Here is a 15,398-nt window from a genome sequence, read left to right on the forward strand (position 1 = left end):
TATTTTGCAGCAAAAAGCCCGCTAAATTTGCGGGCTTTTTTGTTTTGAAATGCTGTCAGTTGTGAATTGGCGTGATTGACTGCCAAAACTGCTGGAAGGCAGCATCCTGATAGTGATGCTGTTGCCAGCGTGCGGGGTTGTCCAGAAAAAAGCGGGTGGCAGCCAAAAACTGGCCATGGCAGTTCTCCAGCATCAAGTCTGCCGGGAAGTCTGCTATCTCACCGGCTTGCTGACCCTGTAGCAACAGGTCCCCCAAAAATCCCAAAACCTCCTCCATAGCCATCTTGCGTATCTCAGGTGACAACGCTGGAGACATACAAAACTGCTGGAAGAACAGTTGCTTCTGTGGATTATCGAGTGCCCATTCCATCCCGGTTTGCCAAACATGATGGGCGTTATGCCGCAAACCGGACTCAGACTTAAGTCCTGCCTGCATTTCTACCGCCAGCTCCTGTTTTACCGTCAGAAAGAGTTCGGCAAGCAAAGCATCTTTACTGGCAAAGTGATGAAACAGAGTACCGGTAGCTACCCCTGCCGCTTTGGCGATGGATGCTGTTGAGGTGGCATGGTAGCCCTGCTCGGTAAACAGAGTTAAGGCCGCATCAAGAATCGCCTGTTTTTTATCTGTGCGCATCTTTACCTCCTCAACGCACAAAGAAGTTTACCAGCATCCTTTGCAGCCAATTGCCATAGGGAGGGTGGACCAATTTCCCGGTATTTAACTTACCCCGGGCCAGCACGGTTCTGGCGTGGCTGAACTGCAGGAAACCCTCCTTGCCATGATAGTGTCCCATACCTGATGGGCCTATGCCTCCGAAGGGAGCATCGTCCGCCGCCACGTGGAACACGGTTTCATTGATACAGACGCCACCTGAATGGGTTTGATTGAGGACGGTTTGCTGGGTCGCTGAATCGAAACTCATCAGATACAGGGCCAGAGGGCGAGGTCTTTCGTTGATAAAGCTGATCGCCTGTTCGAGATTTTGATAGCCGATCACTGGCAGCAGAGGGCCGAATATCTCTTCCTGCATCAGACGCATATCCTGAGTGACGCCAGTCAGTACCTGAGTAGCCAGTTTGCGACTATCCGGGTTGACCGCTTCGCCTGAAGCACTGTGAACCGTGGCACCTTTGGCAGTGGCATCATCCAGTAGCTCCAGCAGCCTTTGGTACTGGCGGTCATTGACCACATTGCCGTAGTCCGGGTTATTGGCGACTTCGCCGTACATAGACATAAATTTCTGTTGGTAGGCGGCGACGAACTCATCAATGCGATCATTCGGGCAGAGTACATAGTCGGGAGCAACGCAGATTTGTCCGGCATTCAGGCATTTGCCGTAAATCATACGTTCTACCGCATCCGACATAGGAATATCGGGAGCAATAATCACAGGTGATTTACCTCCCAGCTCCAGCGTGACAGGTGTCAGATTGTCTGCTGCGGCACGCATAACATGTCGGCCAACAACTGTGGAGCCGGTAAACAGCAGATGGTCAAAAGGCAGTGCAGAAAAGGCTGCGGCTATATCGGCTTCACCTTCGACGATGGCAACCTGCTCTTCCGGGAACACTGAAGCCAGCATCCTACGTACTGCCGCATTGGTAGCCGGAGTGAACTCGGACATCTTAAGCATGGCTCTATTACCCGCAGCCAGTGCTGTGGTCAGTGGGCCAAGAGACAACATGACGGGGAAATTCCAGGGAACAATAATGCCTACTACCCCCAATGGTTGGTAATGCACTTTTACGCTGGCTGGAGCCAACATAAGACCTGCGTGACGACGGCTGGGTTTCATCCAACGCTTCAGGTTTTTAATGCTGTAATTGATGTTGTTGATGACCGGCATAATGTCAGACAGCATGGTGTCATCCGCACTGCGATGACCATAATCCTGGCTCAGGGCTTCGGTGATTTCCGCCTGGTGGGACAGCAAAGCCTGCTTCAATTTCTTCAGCCACTGAATACGGGTTGCAGTATCAGCATAGGGTTGACTTTGGTAAGCCTGACGCTGACTCGTAAGGAGCTTGTCCAGATCGCTTATATGTTGCTCATTAATGGCCATATTCATTGTGTTTCTCCCTGTGATACTCAAACCGACTGATTAGTCGGTCTAATCCTACGTGAGCTGATGCCTTAGTGCAAATTTTGCGCTTGCGTGATCTGTGTCACGTCTGCATTCTGGTGTCAGACTTACACTGAAATCGAAAGGTAAATTCCTGACCAGACGTCATCAGGGCAGGAAGGTGCCAGTCAGAGCATTGCCATTTAGGAGGGAATATGAGTATCAAGCGTCATGGTATTTCTGTGGGTGTTGAGCGAATCGGTGATGATGATTTTTTTCTGACCTTCAAGGCGGTAGGGAAGTTAACTCATGAAGATTATCAACGTATGGTGCCCATGCTGGAGTCGGCTATCGCTGGAGTGGAAGACCCGGATATTTATGCGGTATGTGATGTGACCGAGTTGGAAGGTTGGGAAGCCAGAGCCATGTGGGATGATCTCAAGCTGGGTATCAAACATGGTAAGCACTTTGAAAAGATTGCTGTGGTGGGTAACTCTACTGCTCAGGAGTGGCTGACAAAGATTGCAGACTGGTTTACGCCGGCAGACGTGAAGTTCTTTGTGACTCAATTTGATGCGATAGTTTGGCTGAAGGATTAGTTCACCTTTCTGTCATAATTCGCGCAATATGCTGTGCTAACCTCGGGTTGGGAAGCCCGGGTATAAAGGTAGGGATAAGCTGGAAAATTTCTGCCCTCAGGCTCCCCGGTTGACTGTCAGGGCAACAAACAGGAGAGTTAATTATGCGTACCCGCAATATTTTATGGCCTACTGATTTTTCTGAGACTGCTTCCCATGCTCTTTCCTATGCTGTTGAAATGGCGAATCTTTATAATGTTGGGCTCAGGGTCCTGCATGTTGTCGAACAGCTCTCGGGCGATGAAAACTTCCAGGTGCTGGTGATTACGCCGGAAGAGCTGATGCAGAGTATGGAAGCGGCTGCTGCCCAGGAGATGCAGAAACTGCTGGCAGGCCTGAACACTGACCTGAAGGTTGAAACTCTGGTTCGCCGCTGTGAAGAGAACAATATTGCCGAGCAGATCGTTAAAGAGGCGGGGCAGGGCGATATAGGGATGATTGTGATGGCCAGCCACGGGCGCACAGGTTTATCTCACTTTTGGCACGATAATGTCGCCGAAAAGGTGGCTCAAAAAGCTGAATGCCCGGTGCTGATAGTTAAATAGTCAGCTTATAGGCTTGCTCAAGCAAAGCCACGACTGACGGTGAGTCGTGGCTGAGTGAGCCACTGAATTTAATATGCCGCATCAACTTGCCTTCGCCCTCAAGCAGTCCTTCCGGATCAGATAAGCCTGCTCCCTGTTCAAACCCCAGTGTTGCATGATCTTTGGCTGATGCCAGATAACAGAAAGGCCCCCGGCTGTTGCTGTAGCAGGGGCGTCCCCATTTAAATTCCTCTTTTATGTCATCGCCCAGCCCAAGAATCCTGTGCCTCAGGCTGTTGACGGTTGTCAGCTGTGGAGCGGGTACCTTATGCAGCCAGGCATTGATCTCAAATTCAGACATCTTTTACTCCTGTTTTCTATTGCTCAGGTTTGGGCTTGCGCAGGTCCCCCGGTGGAAAGCCAAACTGACGGATAAAGGCGCGGCTCAGGCTTTTTCCCGTGGCAAATCCTACTTTGTCAGCGACTAAATCCAAGGGTAAGCGTGAATGTTGAATAAGCTGGAAAGCCTTATTCAGTCGCCATTGAGTGACATACTGAATAGGAGACATCCCCAGTTCAGTATTAAAATGCCTAACCAGGGTGGCGGCAGACATATTGGCAGTGGCAGCAAGAGAGGAGAGGGTCCAGGGAGCGGCAGCGTCTCTGTGAATATGGGCCAGTACCTGACTCAGCCTGGGGTTTCGTAGCGCCGCCACAAAGCCTGAAGGTGAAGGGTCCCTTTTCATACAACGATGCGCAAGCAGGATAAACAGGATTTCAGAAAGCCTGTCTATGATAGGGCTGCGAAGATTGCCAGTTGCACGGATCTCTGCATCTATCAGGCTCACGGTTTGCCACAGAGGCTCATCATGGGAAATATCACGGGCGACCAAAATCTCCGGCATCGCTTCCAACATGGGGTGACTCAGTAGCTCTTCGTACTCCACCATTCCGCATATCACTCTGTTGGTGACTTCACCATGCTGAAATAAAGGTGCATGTAGTTTACAGGCATCTATGACTGCTTCACTTTCTGCCAACTCTCTGCCTTCCATATCGGCAATCCAATGCTGCCCCCCTTGGGGCAGCAGTGCAATATTCATCTCACTGACATCACGCACCTGCTCGCCACTCCCCACGACGAAGTTCCCCTCCATGGAGATATGGAACCTGGGAGCTTTAATCGCAGGCAAACTCATTCCCCATGGGGCGGCCAGGCTGGAATGGAAAAATATGCTGCCTCTGAGTTTCAGGACATCAAACATATCCCCCATAACATCCAGGCTGTTTTGTTGAGGATTGATTGTTTCGGAGTGTTTTATGCGTGCTTCGGAGGTCAAGTTGAATATCCACACTGTTTATAGTTGTTAACGCAATGTAAAAACAATATCGAGGAAGAGTGATGAATACAACTTATCGTGCGTTAAAGCTGGGAGGCTTGCTGCTTGGCCTGGGGCTCAGCGGCGGAGTATTGGCCGATGAATACTACAGTATCAAGAATGGTGAGCTCGAGCGGCCGACCGGTTACCGCGAGTGGGTATACGTCGGTACGCCGGTGACACCTAATGATATGAATAATGGCAAGGCGGCATTTCCCGAGCACCACAATGTGTACATTGACCCCAAGAGCTGGAAGCACTGGAAAAAAAACGGCGAGTTTCGAGATGGCACCATTCTTATCAAAGAACTGGTAAGTGTGGGCAGTAAAAATGCGGTCAGCGGTCAGGGGTATTTTCAGGGAGAGTTCCTCGGGTTGGAAGCTACCATCAAGAGCAAGAAACATTTCCCCAACGAACCGGGCAACTGGGCTTACTACTCCTTCTCAGATGTGACCCACAAGAATTTGAGCAAGACAGCCAAACCATTCCCGGCGGCAGCTTGCAATGCCTGCCATGAATCAGCGGCGGCTGATGACTTTGTGTTTACCCAATACTATCCGGTATTGAGAGCCGGTAAAGGTAAGGGCAAAGCGGCCAGCGGTGGTTATGAAGACAAACTGAATAACAGCTATGTAGAGCCCAGGGGAGGCAAATGATGAGAAAAATTGCATTAGTGGCTTTGTTGGCAGCAACGCCTGTATTGGCCGGTGAATTGTCGCCAGTGGTCGACGGCAAGGGGGAGATCAGCATGCCGGAAAACTTCCGGCTGGATATGGTGCATCTGGGATCCTGGTTTGTGCCTGAAGGTGATGCTTCTGGCTTTCATGATGTTTATGCCGACCGCAAAGGTGTCGAAGTATATCGTCAGTCTGGCACCTTCCCTGATGGCACCGTGGTGGTAAAAGAGCTTCGTCCCGCGGCAAGTGGTGACTTCACCACGGGTAAAGATGTGAGTTACAGCATCACAGACGTAAAGCAGTGGTTTGTGATGGTGAAAGACAGCAAAAACCGCTTTGCCGACAACCCGAGTTGGGGAGAAGGTTGGGGATGGGCCCTGTTTAAGCCAGGTGTTCAGGGTAATCAGTCCGCTAACTATAAGCAGGACTGTCTGGGATGCCATGTACCGGTAAAGGACAAGGATTGGATCTATACCCAGGGCTATCCGACTTTGCTCTCTGTTGATTTGAGCGGCAAGTAAGGCTTGCATAAACAGGAGGAAACTATGACCGCTAATATGCAGAGATTGTTTAATGGTTTTGGTATCAAAGCCGTCAGTGCGCTCCTTGTGTGCCTGACCGTTGTGGCCCCTTCTCTGGCCAGCCATCACTTCGAAAGTGATTTGTCCCGTCAATACCCTCAATTTGATATCACTGACCTGTTTGTATTTGATTCGGAGCAACCCAATTACACCAGTTTTATGATGAATGTGAATCCTGCCACTGCCAGAGATGGCAAGCCTGGGTTTGGTGAAAACGGGGTATACAGTTTTCATATTGCATTTGATAAAGCTGCCGGGTTGGAGGGAATCACAATAACGGCTTCGCTGCAGGGAGATGAGTGGAGTTTTGGGATGGCTGAAGGCGCCAATGCAGCTATTGGTGTCAAAGGTAACACTTTCGGTAAGGCCAAGGTTGGAACAACCAAAGTCTTTGGCAATGGCATCAAGGTTTGGACTGGCGCTGCCCGGGATACATTTGTGGGCAACTCTGAAGGGATTCTCGGGTTTATGGGTAAGTTGCTGGGCCAGGGGCAATTTGATCTTTCTGCGTTTGATAAGGGGGTCGATCTGTTTAAAGACTTTCAGAGTAGTGTGATTCTGATTGAAGTGCCCAACAGCATCTTGCCTGGCAAGATATACACCTATGCTTCCAGCGCTATGTACTTAAAAGATACCTGGGTTCAGGTGAACCGATTGGCTAATCCGCTGACGACGCATATGTTTATGGCAAATAATAAGATGGAAATTGCCGAGCATGTTCATCATCGTCCTGACTCAGATGCTTCCCGGGAATATGCCGTGTCAGGCGTGACCTTAAGAGCAGTGGTTCTGGATGGAAAAATGGCTTTGCCTGTTGCTTACGCAGATAAGGTGGCCAAAATGATGTTGCCTGACATGATCCCTTATCAGGTCGGCTCAAAAGCGAAGTACAGTTTTGAGTCAATCAATGGCAGAAACCCTGCCGATGATGCGATGGATGCAGTCTTGAGTATTCTGGTGGGAAGGGAGATTACTGACAACGCCAATACATTTGACCGCCATCCTCAAACCTTTCCCTACGTAGTACCGATTAACCCTGACTCGATGTGAGTTGGATATCAATGCCGATGGCTTAGTCATCGGCATTTTCAATTCGATAAAAGTCATGGTTGCCCATTAAAGTGCTTTATGGAAAAATTCGCGCAAAGCTTGCCTATGGAGACAACTCTTGGCAGCTTACTTCGTATAACCCCGTTAATCCGGTACGGGGGTCTCTACCTGGAACCATAAACTCCAGATTACGAAGAGTGAGGTGAACCGCCCGCTCTTTGTATTTTCAATCTATTTGGTACCAGAGCTTCACCTCATATCTTTCTTCTAACGTAAAACGATATTGAGAGAATCTATGCAAGACTTTATCGCCGGTTTACCCAAGGTAGAACTCCACCTGCACATCGAAGGCACCCTTGAGCCTGAGCTGATGTTTGAGTTTGCACAGCGCAATCAGGTACAGATCCCTTTTGACTCCCCTGAAGCTGTGCGTAATGCGTACCAGTTCCATAATCTGCAGTCATTTCTGGATATCTATTATCAGGGTGCCAATGTGCTGCTGCATGAACAGGACTTTTTCGACCTGACTTGGGCTTACCTGCTGCGCTGTCAGGATGACAATGTGATGCACACGGAGATCTTCTTCGATCCGCAGACTCACACCGACAGAGGGGTTTCGTTTGAGACTGTCATTAATGGTATTCACGGGGCTCTGGTTAAGGGTGAGCAGGAGTTGGGGATCAGCAGTCAGTTAATCATGTGCTTCCTGCGTCATTTGTCTGAAGAGGCGGCATTTACCACTCTGGAGATGGCTTTGCCGTACAAAGATAAGATAGTTGGGGTTGGGCTGGATTCATCTGAGCTGGGGCATCCACCTCAGAAGTTTGAGCAGGTATTTGCCAAAGCACTGGAGGAGGGCTTTTTGACTGTGGCTCATGCCGGCGAAGAGGGTACCCCCCAGAATATCCGCGATACCCTGTCTTTACTCAAAGTCAGCCGGGTCGACCACGGTGTAGCCTGTGCACAGGATGAAAGCCTGATGGATGAACTTGCGCAAACTCGCATGCCGTTGACCGTGTGTCCATTGTCTAACACCAAGCTCAAGGTGTTTGCGCAGATGCAGGAGCACAATATCGCCCTGTTACTGCGCCGTGGTCTTTGCGTGACGGTGAACTCTGATGATCCGGCTTATTTTGGTGGCTATATGACGGACAACTTCAATGCCATTGCCGATGCGCTGCCGCTGACCAAAGATGAGCTGGCACAGTTTACTCTGAATGCCATCGAGGCGAGTTTTGTGGATGAAGCTGAAAAGATTGCCATGGTAGCCAGAGTCAGGGCTTATATGCTGGCTTTTGCGCAGTAGGATAACCATGCAGGGAAGCGCTATGTTTTTATGCCGAGGGGCGTTACTCGTTTTGATATCCTTCAGTTTGCAGGGCTGTGTTGTTGATAACGGTATTCAGCCCATAGTGACAGACCCGAAGGCTGCTGAAGGTCAATATCAAACTCATCCGGCGGCGCCGACGGTGTGGCGTGGTATTTACACCAGTGGTGCCGAAGTGAGCGAATTCGCCCCTTGTAACTCAGCCGGTCAATATTACTGGCTGAGCCTGGCCCAGACGGATGTTGGTTTCGATAGGCTAAAGAGCCGTGTGAATGAACTCCGGCTTACCAGAGGTGAGCCTTATCCTGCAGTTTACATTGAATTTGTGGGGGAGGCGGTCGGCAAAGCCAGCGACGGATTTGCCGCTGACTATGATGAGGTTATTCAGTTGCGTCGATTAGTGGGCTTTGATGACACTTTGCCAGCTGAATGCCCAGCCAGTGAGGATAACTCTGAACAGCAAGCTTTAGAAAGATGAACCGGGCTGCTTGAGAAACTCCACCTCTTCAGGTGTGGACTTACGGCCCAGAATCTTATTTCTGTGGGGGTAACGTCCAAACCTGTCGATAATCTCTTTGTGCCTCAGTTCGAAGGGCAGATTGTCTTTTACCGCGTCTCTGCTGAACAGGGTCACAGCTACCTCATGAATGACTCTGGATTCACTGTGCATATAGGGCATGTAAAGGAACTGAATCTGTGCTTGAGAAAGCTCCTCTTCTGCATGGTGTGACACAGCTTCCTGGGCCAGTGCCAGCGCCATGGTATCCGCTTCAAATGCCATGGGCGAATCACGGTAGACGTTCCGGGAAAACTGATCCAGCACGATAATTTCTGCCAGCCTGCCTTTGGGGGTGGAACGCCAGTGGTAGAGTTCCCCTTTTTTGGCTGGCTCAATGATACAGCCAAACCTTTCTGCGACCAGTTGATCAAATGCCGGGTCTTTCACCCACCAGGATTTTTGCTCTATCTCTTCAAACCAAAACGTCAGCACACTTTCAGGACTCATTGACATAGCTGGCTCCTCGGCTGGCTGTTACGCCTTACTCAGGGTTGGATTGCTGCACTAAATCCAATTGCTGTGGTCAGTTCGCGTGTGCTTAAGCACCTTCTCTGCGATCAAACGCGCATGGCGCAAAGGGATTGAGGGCAGACTTACTGTGCCACTGGCCAGCCCGAGTTGCAAATTCGCAAGATGTTTACGTCTCTGTCCCGGCGTCTGGCGGATACAGACATGCTGAACTTTACCCAGAGGAATACGTTTCCAGTTGCGGCCTATCACTCCTGTATGTTGCCACACCACCTCTTTCCCCAGGCGATATCCCCACCTTCTGTACCTGAGCCAGATAACCACGGATGCCAGGGTTGCCCCCAACCAAAGGGTCAAGGTGAATGGATTGGCGCCCAAACTGAAAGAGTTGAGTATGGGAATAATAAAAGGCAATGGCAGGCGTCGCCAAAGCCAGTCAGTGTGGATGGGTAAATATCGGGAAGGCAGCTTGTTGTCTGTTTCTGAAAAAGGAAAAGTCCGGTCTATAAGCTGGTTCACTTCAAAGGGCTTAAGCGAGGGTGTCAGCAGGGACTTGTCGACAACTTTTTCGACCTCCTGGCCCTGAACCTGTCTGAATACCACAGTCCAGAGTCCCAACAATCGGGCGATGAAGGGTTGTGATGCCTCCAGTATCTGTACTCTACGCATCGGCAAGCCATCTTGCTGGTGGGAAATGACGCCACCGGAGCGTTGCATGGTTGATGCCGTTCTCGTAAGACGAAAGGGGTAGTACTTGAGTATAGTCGCCAGCACATTAACTCCGGTTATCAGCACCGCCAGTACCAGCAAAAGCACAGTGGCCAGCAAAATCTGCAGTATCAAACCTTGGTGGTTAAAGCCTTCTACCAGAGCGTTGTGTTGCACCATATCCACCCAGACGCTCCATTCCAGCGTGCCGGATAACGGGCCTAAAATAGCGGCTGCCCAAATCAGGTTATTACTATAAAGCCCAAATAAACAAAGGGCTTTGGCATCCCTGACGACCAGTAATTCTCCTTCGTGATCTTTGTCGAGGCTCAGGTCGGTCGAGATACTTATCTCTTGGCCGTCTCCTTTTCCCAGCCTCAGCAAATGTTGCTTCATCTGCTGAGCTTGCTCTCTGGCAATGGCCGCTAACTCGACCTCATCTTCCTTGGAACCGGCAGATTCCACCACCAGAGTACACAGCCCGAAAGGACGATAGTAAAAGGGCTGTTCAAGTCGTACATTTTGGATCTTGTCCAGTGGTAGCTCCTGACGTTTGGTAAACAGGGCACCGGAACGGACATTTAATTTGTCATCGGACAAGCGGTAGCGAAACTTGAGCCACTGGATTAGCGCATAACCCAGAATCAAGAGTAACCCAGCGGCTATGGCAACGGGGATCCAGGGGGAGTCGAATCCGGCTTTCCAGCCTGTAACTACAATGGGGATGACTGCGAAGCCATTACTTAGCAGTTCGATGGCACTTTTAAATACATAGTTGATGATTGCCCAGGGGGAGAGTCGGGACCAGGACTTGAGCTCACTCATTTGGCTCGTGTCCTCCAGAGGCCTGTTTCAGTAAATGCTGCCTGAGTTGCTCAGCAACCTGAGTGCTGAGCCCTGGCAGCTCGATTTCGGCACTGCCACTACCGGCACTGAAACACTTTAATGTGAATAGTTTGAATTTGCGTTCCACTGGGTTTTGTTCAAGGCTGACATGTTGCAGCCTGGTGTAAGGCATAGCAATGGTTGAACGCCAGAAAAGTCCTTTGCGGATCATAAATTCATACGGAAAAACGGCATATTGGAGTTGTTTTGCTTGCAGATGTATCACTATGATGAATAAGACGCCTATAAAAAACATCAGGCTTATCAGCATGATTAACTGGGGCGAAGTGATGGTGGCACGAAGGTAAAGTAGCGCGGAAACGACGCTGAATACCAGTAGTACACCTAAACTGGAAACCCAGGAGACCATGGTGACATAGGCATCGCCGACAAATGTCAGAGGTTGGCGATCAAGTGGCGTCCACTGACTGGGAGGAAGTTGTCTACGGCTTTGCGCGTAGCGGCAGCTCATGATGTATTCCTGACTAAAAGTTGCTCATAGAGCATCACTATAACAATGGCCATAGGTGACACACCATGGCTTGTTTACAAATGTAAACATATTGATTTATCGGGACGAATAAAAGGCATATGGAATGGAAAATGTCAGCAAGCAGCATAAGGCGTTTCTACGGAAACTATATTTGGCCTATCTGATTGGGCGCGAGCAACACAATTTGTTGTCTTTGCAAAAGGTCACGGGTATGCCCAGGCGCACATTGCAGGATGCCATTGCGGCATTTGGTGATGTCGGCATTGAGGTGAGTTTTGTGCAAAGCGGCGTCAGAAATAATGCCGGCTATTATCAGATTGATGACTGGGGCCCAATCCAGTCTGACTGGATAGCACAACGGCTTCCATATATGGCATCGCTATTGGCTTCATCCTGAATCCAATTAGCTTGGGTTAGTGAGTCATCACATAGAGTGAGATAAACCCAAGCCAGCTCAATGCCAGCAAAGCCCAGGGCAGCCAGGCGAGCCCAGGGGCGGAGTCGTCTGTTGGCTGTTGAACCTCGTTAACAGCGGAGGTTTTGGCTTTCTGTTGCTGTTTCCTGGCTTTATCCCTTTCTCTGGCTTTGACCTTCTGCTGCTTCTTATATTCCGCAATCCCTTTCTCAATTCCCTGTGCAATCAGCTTGGTTTGCTCTTTGGTCTGTCCCGGTTTCTGGGTGGCTTTGGCAACACGCATAGCTTCGTTGCGGGTTTCTTCTGACACGTTGTTTTTCATTGCTGGCACTATCGGTGGGAATTGCCGCCGACTATATCACGCTCACTGCTTTTGCGGGTTAACATGGACGTAAATTGAGGTATGATGCGGGCAATTGAATGTTAGAGGAGTTATCCGCAGATGTCTGAGCAAGCAAACGGCAATAGCCTGTACCAACTGGCTGACCAATTTATCGCACTGGCCAATGAACTGGCACAGGAAGAGCAGGATGTTGGTAAGGTCGGTACTGCGCTGCGTTTTGCCGCCGCCCGTTTCAACGCCTTTGAAGCCGCGATAAAGTCTGCGGATCTGGCCGCTGAAAAAGACAATGCGCTGGAGTGGTTTTCCAGTGAGTTCAAAGAGATGTTGAGCGACAACCTGGATGACCATATTGCCAATCCGCCAGTGACTCAAACTGAAGAGGCTACTCAGGACGACTCAGTGCAGATTTTCAAAGGCTAATCACTGCAAAGCAATAAAAAACGCCATCAATTGATGGCGTTTTTTTATGTGCCTGTGAGAGTCAACTCCACAAGGTGGTATAGACAACTCTGCAGGCCAGCAGTATCAGTACGATTCCCGACAATCTATCAATCAGCTGGGCATTGGCTCTGAGTTTTGGCAGCACTCTGGGGTGGGATAACATCAATGCCACCAAGGTGTACCAAAGGCCGTCCATCAGCAGTGGCGTCAGTACGATTAAGGCCTGACCACTGACAGTGTCTGCGGCTTTGACAAACTGGCTGAACAGCGCCAGAAAGAACAGCAGTATCTTAGGATTAAACAGCGAGATAGCCAAACCATCACGGGCGGCAGTCAGCCAGCTGGCTTGCTTACCGGAATCAAGCTTGTCCTGCACTCCGCCTTTGGCGTTCAGCGCCTGCCAACCCAGCCAGGCCAGATAAGCTGCCCCCGCCAATGCAATACCATTAAACAGCAAAGGTGCCTGTTTAAGGAGCACTGCCAGCCCCAGAAGGGTGATCAGGGCGTAAATCCCGATCCCCAATGCGTGGGCCCAGGCGCAAACTATGCCTTTCAGCGCGCCGCCACCCAAAGTGTGGCGGATCACTATTGCCAGACTGGGGCCGGGCGACATGGCGCCCAGGATACAGATAGAAAGCAGGCTCAGCCAGGCTGTCAGTTCCAAGAATCAGTCCTCTGATATTTGATAAAAACGGCGCAGATCGTCCGCCTGTTTCGCCAGGGACTCAGGCTCGACATACATCATGTGGCCCGAAGGGTAGTAGTGCATTTCAACCCTGTCTGCATCTATGCCATTGTCGGCGATGGTGTTCTCTGTGGCGAAAAAAGGAGTGGCCAGATCATAGTAACCATTGGCTATATAGATGCGGAAGTCTTTGTTCTCACGCTGAGCTTTGCCAAGGTAAGGGGCGACATTAACATACTTTGGCTGGCCTCTGTCCATATCCCAGTTCCAGTTGCGGTAGACATCACCTGACAGCACATTAAAGCGGCGGGAAGTGGTTACACCCAGTTCACTTCTCAGGTAGTGGTTAATGGCTGCCGTGTAGGCAGCGTCAATGCCATAGCCGGACGGATCTCCGTCTGAGTACTCACCGCCACTGTCATAGTCCACCCCCTTGTATCTGGAGTCGAGACGACCAACAGTCATATCCTGGTCTCTCAGCAGCTGCTTGGAGAAGCGTGGGCCACTGACTCTCAGATTGACCCTGTCCAGATAAGCTTCATCAAGACCGGTAAAGCGTGCCAGCTCACGGCGTACTTCCGCATATTTTGCATCACTCAAGCGATTGCCTGCCAGCAGAGCCAGCGCATAGTCATTAAGGGCAAACTGGCGTGAAGCTTCAACAAATTGCTCCAGTCCCCTGGCTTTGTCTGATGCGCTGACTTTACCGTGGTAAAAGGCGGTTGCTGCCATGGTGGGCAAAAAGCCGATATAAGGTTGGTGATTACCGGGTTGGTATCTGGCGTGGCTGAAGTCGAGAATGGAGGAGATCAACATCACTCCGTTGACAGCAATATCCGTCCAGCCGCCCTGTAGTTGGTTGACCAGTGCTGCCGCGCGGGCGGTACCATAGCTTTCACCAGCCAGATATTTGGGGCTGTTCCAGCGGCCATTGTCATTCAGCCAGACCCGGATGAACTCAGCCAGCACCTTGGCATCTTCATTGACGCCCCAAAAGTCTTTGCCCTCATATTCACCCATAGGACGGCTGTAGCCTGTGCCTACAGGGTCGATAAACACCAGATCGGATACATCCAGCAGAGAGTATTCGTTGTCGACCAGAGTAAAGGGAGCTGAACCGTCATCTTTGGCATCGCCCGGAACCACTACGCGCTTTGGACCGTAGATGCCCAGGTGCAGCCAGACAGAGGCGCTGCCCGGGCCGCCGTTGAACACAAAGGTCACAGGACGGTTTTCGCTGTTTTTCACATCGGTGCGCAGGTAACTGACAGAATAGATACCTGCCCAATCTTTTTCTTTGGTGTCTTTCAGCAGGGTTTCACCGGCAATGGCCCGGTATCTGACTTTATCGCCGTTGATTTTGACCTGATGATCTGTGGACACAGGGGCTTCGTATGACGACTTTGGCTGATACTCGTCATTGGCCAATGCTACTGGGCTGAGCAGCAATGTGGCGCCGAGTAAAGACGCTTTTGTTAGCTTTATCATTGCATTATCCGTAGGGTTTTAATTGTTGTTTCAGCAGCGCAGGATACAGTGATGCCAGGTTGCTCGCAATTTCAGCAATGTAAGGAAACTTAAGGACAACTCCATGATGGCAAACATGAGCTGGGCGCTCACCGCAATATTTTCCATTCTCCTGTGCTTGTTGGTATGGCAAAAAATTCGGGGTAAGCAGATCCCTGTGTTTGCCCTGATAATGCTCGGATTATTCACCCTGAGCTTTGGCTTGGTGGCTAATTTTGTTAATCGCGGTGAGGACTATACGGCCTGGCAGAGATTACAGTGGCAGGAGTTGCAGCCACAGCGAATTGATGCTCTGGTCGCACAGGGCAAAACCGTGGTGATAGATGTGACCGCCGATTGGTGTTTCGCCTGCCGTAAGAATACCATAGAGGTGTTGCGTCGTGAGCCTGTGGTTGAGGCGTTGGAGGCTGATAATATTGTGTTAATGCTGGCGGACATGACCAAACCTCATCCAGTGGCGGAGCAGTATCTGACTCAACGTGGGATAGCCAGCGTGCCCTACAATATTATCTTCAGTCCGGCCCACCCCGAGGGAATGGAACTACCGGCTGAACTGACCTTCCACAACTTTATGGCGGCGTTGGCAGCCAATAGCCAGGGTTAAGCTCCGGCTATTTTAAACATCGGGACAGAAT

20 protein-coding genes and 1 riboswitch are annotated in these 15,398 nt (G+C 50.5%); of the genes, 10 read left to right on the plus strand and 10 right to left on the minus strand.

The window, feature by feature from the left end; genetic code table 11:
• Positions 1-55: 55 nt before the first annotated feature.
• Both L2725_RS02610 and L2725_RS02615 read right to left on the minus strand, forming a co-directional pair.
• Complete coding sequence (locus L2725_RS02610; protein ID WP_249247503.1) at positions 56-634, minus strand: TetR/AcrR family transcriptional regulator; 579 nt, start codon at positions 632-634, stop codon at positions 56-58.
• 10 nt (positions 635-644) lie between these two features.
• Positions 645-2,069, minus strand: a complete 1,425-nt coding sequence (locus tag L2725_RS02615) for a coniferyl aldehyde dehydrogenase (protein ID WP_249247504.1) — start codon at positions 2,067-2,069, stop codon at positions 645-647.
• 209 nt (positions 2,070-2,278) lie between these two features.
• On the opposite strand from L2725_RS02615, the gene L2725_RS02620 reads away from it, so the two are divergent.
• Both L2725_RS02620 and L2725_RS02625 read left to right on the plus strand, forming a co-directional pair.
• Entirely contained in the window at positions 2,279-2,662 is a 384-nt protein-coding gene (locus tag L2725_RS02620) for a SpoIIAA family protein (RefSeq protein ID WP_249247506.1), read from the plus strand.
• 143 nt (positions 2,663-2,805) lie between these two features.
• Positions 2,806-3,246: a universal stress protein gene (locus tag L2725_RS02625; protein WP_248934308.1), complete on the plus strand. Its 441-nt coding sequence runs from the start codon at positions 2,806-2,808 to the stop codon at positions 3,244-3,246.
• Here the strand turns inward: L2725_RS02625 and L2725_RS02630 are convergent.
• Both L2725_RS02630 and L2725_RS02635 read right to left on the minus strand, forming a co-directional pair.
• On the minus strand, positions 3,239-3,586 hold the full coding sequence (locus L2725_RS02630) for a DUF1801 domain-containing protein (protein ID WP_249247507.1): 348 nt from the start codon (positions 3,584-3,586) through the stop codon (positions 3,239-3,241). The genes L2725_RS02625 and L2725_RS02630 overlap by 8 nt on opposite strands.
• A 16-nt stretch (positions 3,587-3,602) precedes the next feature.
• Positions 3,603-4,499: an AraC family transcriptional regulator gene (locus tag L2725_RS02635; RefSeq protein ID WP_283164192.1), complete on the minus strand. Its 897-nt coding sequence runs from the start codon at positions 4,497-4,499 to the stop codon at positions 3,603-3,605.
• 128 nt (positions 4,500-4,627) lie between these two features.
• On the opposite strand from L2725_RS02635, the gene L2725_RS02640 reads away from it, so the two are divergent.
• The 5 genes from L2725_RS02640 to L2725_RS02660 all read left to right on the plus strand — a co-directional run bounded on the left by L2725_RS02640 (position 4,628) and on the right by L2725_RS02660 (position 8,717).
• Positions 4,628-5,260 carry a cytochrome P460 family protein gene (locus tag L2725_RS02640; RefSeq protein WP_249247509.1) on the plus strand — a complete coding sequence of 211 codons (633 nt, stop codon included), beginning with the start codon at positions 4,628-4,630 and terminating at the stop codon, positions 5,258-5,260.
• A complete protein-coding gene (locus tag L2725_RS02645) occupies positions 5,257-5,802 on the plus strand; it encodes a cytochrome P460 family protein (protein WP_249247510.1) in 546 nt (181 codons plus the stop codon). The genes L2725_RS02640 and L2725_RS02645 overlap by 4 nt, the downstream gene beginning before the upstream one ends.
• Positions 5,803-5,826: 24 nt before the next feature.
• Positions 5,827-6,912, plus strand: a complete 1,086-nt coding sequence (locus tag L2725_RS02650) for a DUF4331 family protein (protein ID WP_249247511.1) — start codon at positions 5,827-5,829, stop codon at positions 6,910-6,912.
• Between the two features lie 111 nt (positions 6,913-7,023).
• Positions 7,024-7,123, plus strand: a riboswitch (purine riboswitch).
• 84 nt (positions 7,124-7,207) lie between these two features.
• Entirely contained in the window at positions 7,208-8,218 is a 1,011-nt protein-coding gene (locus L2725_RS02655) for an adenosine deaminase (RefSeq protein ID WP_249247512.1), read from the plus strand.
• A 52-nt stretch (positions 8,219-8,270) separates the two neighbouring features.
• Positions 8,271-8,717 (plus strand): hypothetical protein, encoded by a 447-nt coding sequence (locus L2725_RS02660; protein ID WP_249247513.1) that lies wholly within the window; start codon positions 8,271-8,273, stop codon positions 8,715-8,717.
• On the opposite strand, the gene L2725_RS02665 is transcribed toward L2725_RS02660, so the two are convergent.
• From L2725_RS02665 to L2725_RS02675, 3 genes are read right to left on the minus strand one after another with little or no spacing between them, the layout of a single operon-like run.
• Positions 8,706-9,245, minus strand: a complete 540-nt coding sequence (locus L2725_RS02665; RefSeq protein ID WP_428985263.1) for a DUF924 family protein — start codon at positions 9,243-9,245, stop codon at positions 8,706-8,708. The two genes, L2725_RS02660 and L2725_RS02665, sit on opposite strands and share 12 nt — an antisense overlap.
• 57 nt (positions 9,246-9,302) lie before the next feature.
• Positions 9,303-10,799, minus strand: a complete 1,497-nt coding sequence (locus L2725_RS02670; RefSeq protein WP_249247514.1) for a PH domain-containing protein — start codon at positions 10,797-10,799, stop codon at positions 9,303-9,305.
• Positions 10,792-11,331: a PH domain-containing protein gene (locus tag L2725_RS02675; protein ID WP_249247516.1), complete on the minus strand. Its 540-nt coding sequence runs from the start codon at positions 11,329-11,331 to the stop codon at positions 10,792-10,794. Before L2725_RS02675 ends, L2725_RS02670 begins: the two co-directional genes overlap by 8 nt.
• 124 nt (positions 11,332-11,455) lie before the next feature.
• Between L2725_RS02675 and L2725_RS02680 the strand changes: the two genes are divergently transcribed.
• Positions 11,456-11,749, plus strand: coding sequence for a winged helix-turn-helix domain-containing protein (locus tag L2725_RS02680; protein WP_115135477.1), 294 nt, complete (start codon positions 11,456-11,458; stop codon positions 11,747-11,749).
• Between the two features lie 16 nt (positions 11,750-11,765).
• On the opposite strand, the gene L2725_RS02685 is transcribed toward L2725_RS02680, so the two are convergent.
• Complete coding sequence (locus tag L2725_RS02685; protein ID WP_249247517.1) at positions 11,766-12,089, minus strand: DUF2956 domain-containing protein; 324 nt, start codon at positions 12,087-12,089, stop codon at positions 11,766-11,768.
• Between the two features lie 120 nt (positions 12,090-12,209).
• On the opposite strand from L2725_RS02685, the gene L2725_RS02690 reads away from it, so the two are divergent.
• Positions 12,210-12,530 carry a DUF3144 domain-containing protein gene (locus tag L2725_RS02690; protein WP_249247519.1) on the plus strand — a complete coding sequence of 107 codons (321 nt, stop codon included), beginning with the start codon at positions 12,210-12,212 and terminating at the stop codon, positions 12,528-12,530.
• A gap of 61 nt (positions 12,531-12,591) precedes the next feature.
• On the opposite strand, the gene L2725_RS02695 is transcribed toward L2725_RS02690, so the two are convergent.
• Together L2725_RS02695 and L2725_RS02700 are read right to left on the minus strand one after the other, a co-directional pair.
• Positions 12,592-13,164, minus strand: a complete 573-nt coding sequence (locus L2725_RS02695; RefSeq protein ID WP_428985264.1) for a LysE family translocator — start codon at positions 13,162-13,164, stop codon at positions 12,592-12,594.
• Between the two features lie 54 nt (positions 13,165-13,218).
• Positions 13,219-14,724, minus strand: a complete 1,506-nt coding sequence (locus L2725_RS02700) for a S10 family peptidase (RefSeq protein WP_249247520.1) — start codon at positions 14,722-14,724, stop codon at positions 13,219-13,221.
• Positions 14,725-14,827: 103 nt separating this feature from the next.
• Here L2725_RS02700 and L2725_RS02705 point away from each other — a divergent pair, with 103 nt between their 5' ends.
• Positions 14,828-15,367, plus strand: coding sequence for a thioredoxin family protein (locus L2725_RS02705; protein ID WP_249247521.1), 540 nt, complete (start codon positions 14,828-14,830; stop codon positions 15,365-15,367).
• The last annotated feature ends 31 nt before the right edge of the window (positions 15,368-15,398 follow it).

Source organism: Shewanella corallii (assembly GCF_023349125.1).
Lineage (GTDB): Bacteria > Pseudomonadota > Gammaproteobacteria > Enterobacterales > Shewanellaceae > Shewanella > Shewanella corallii.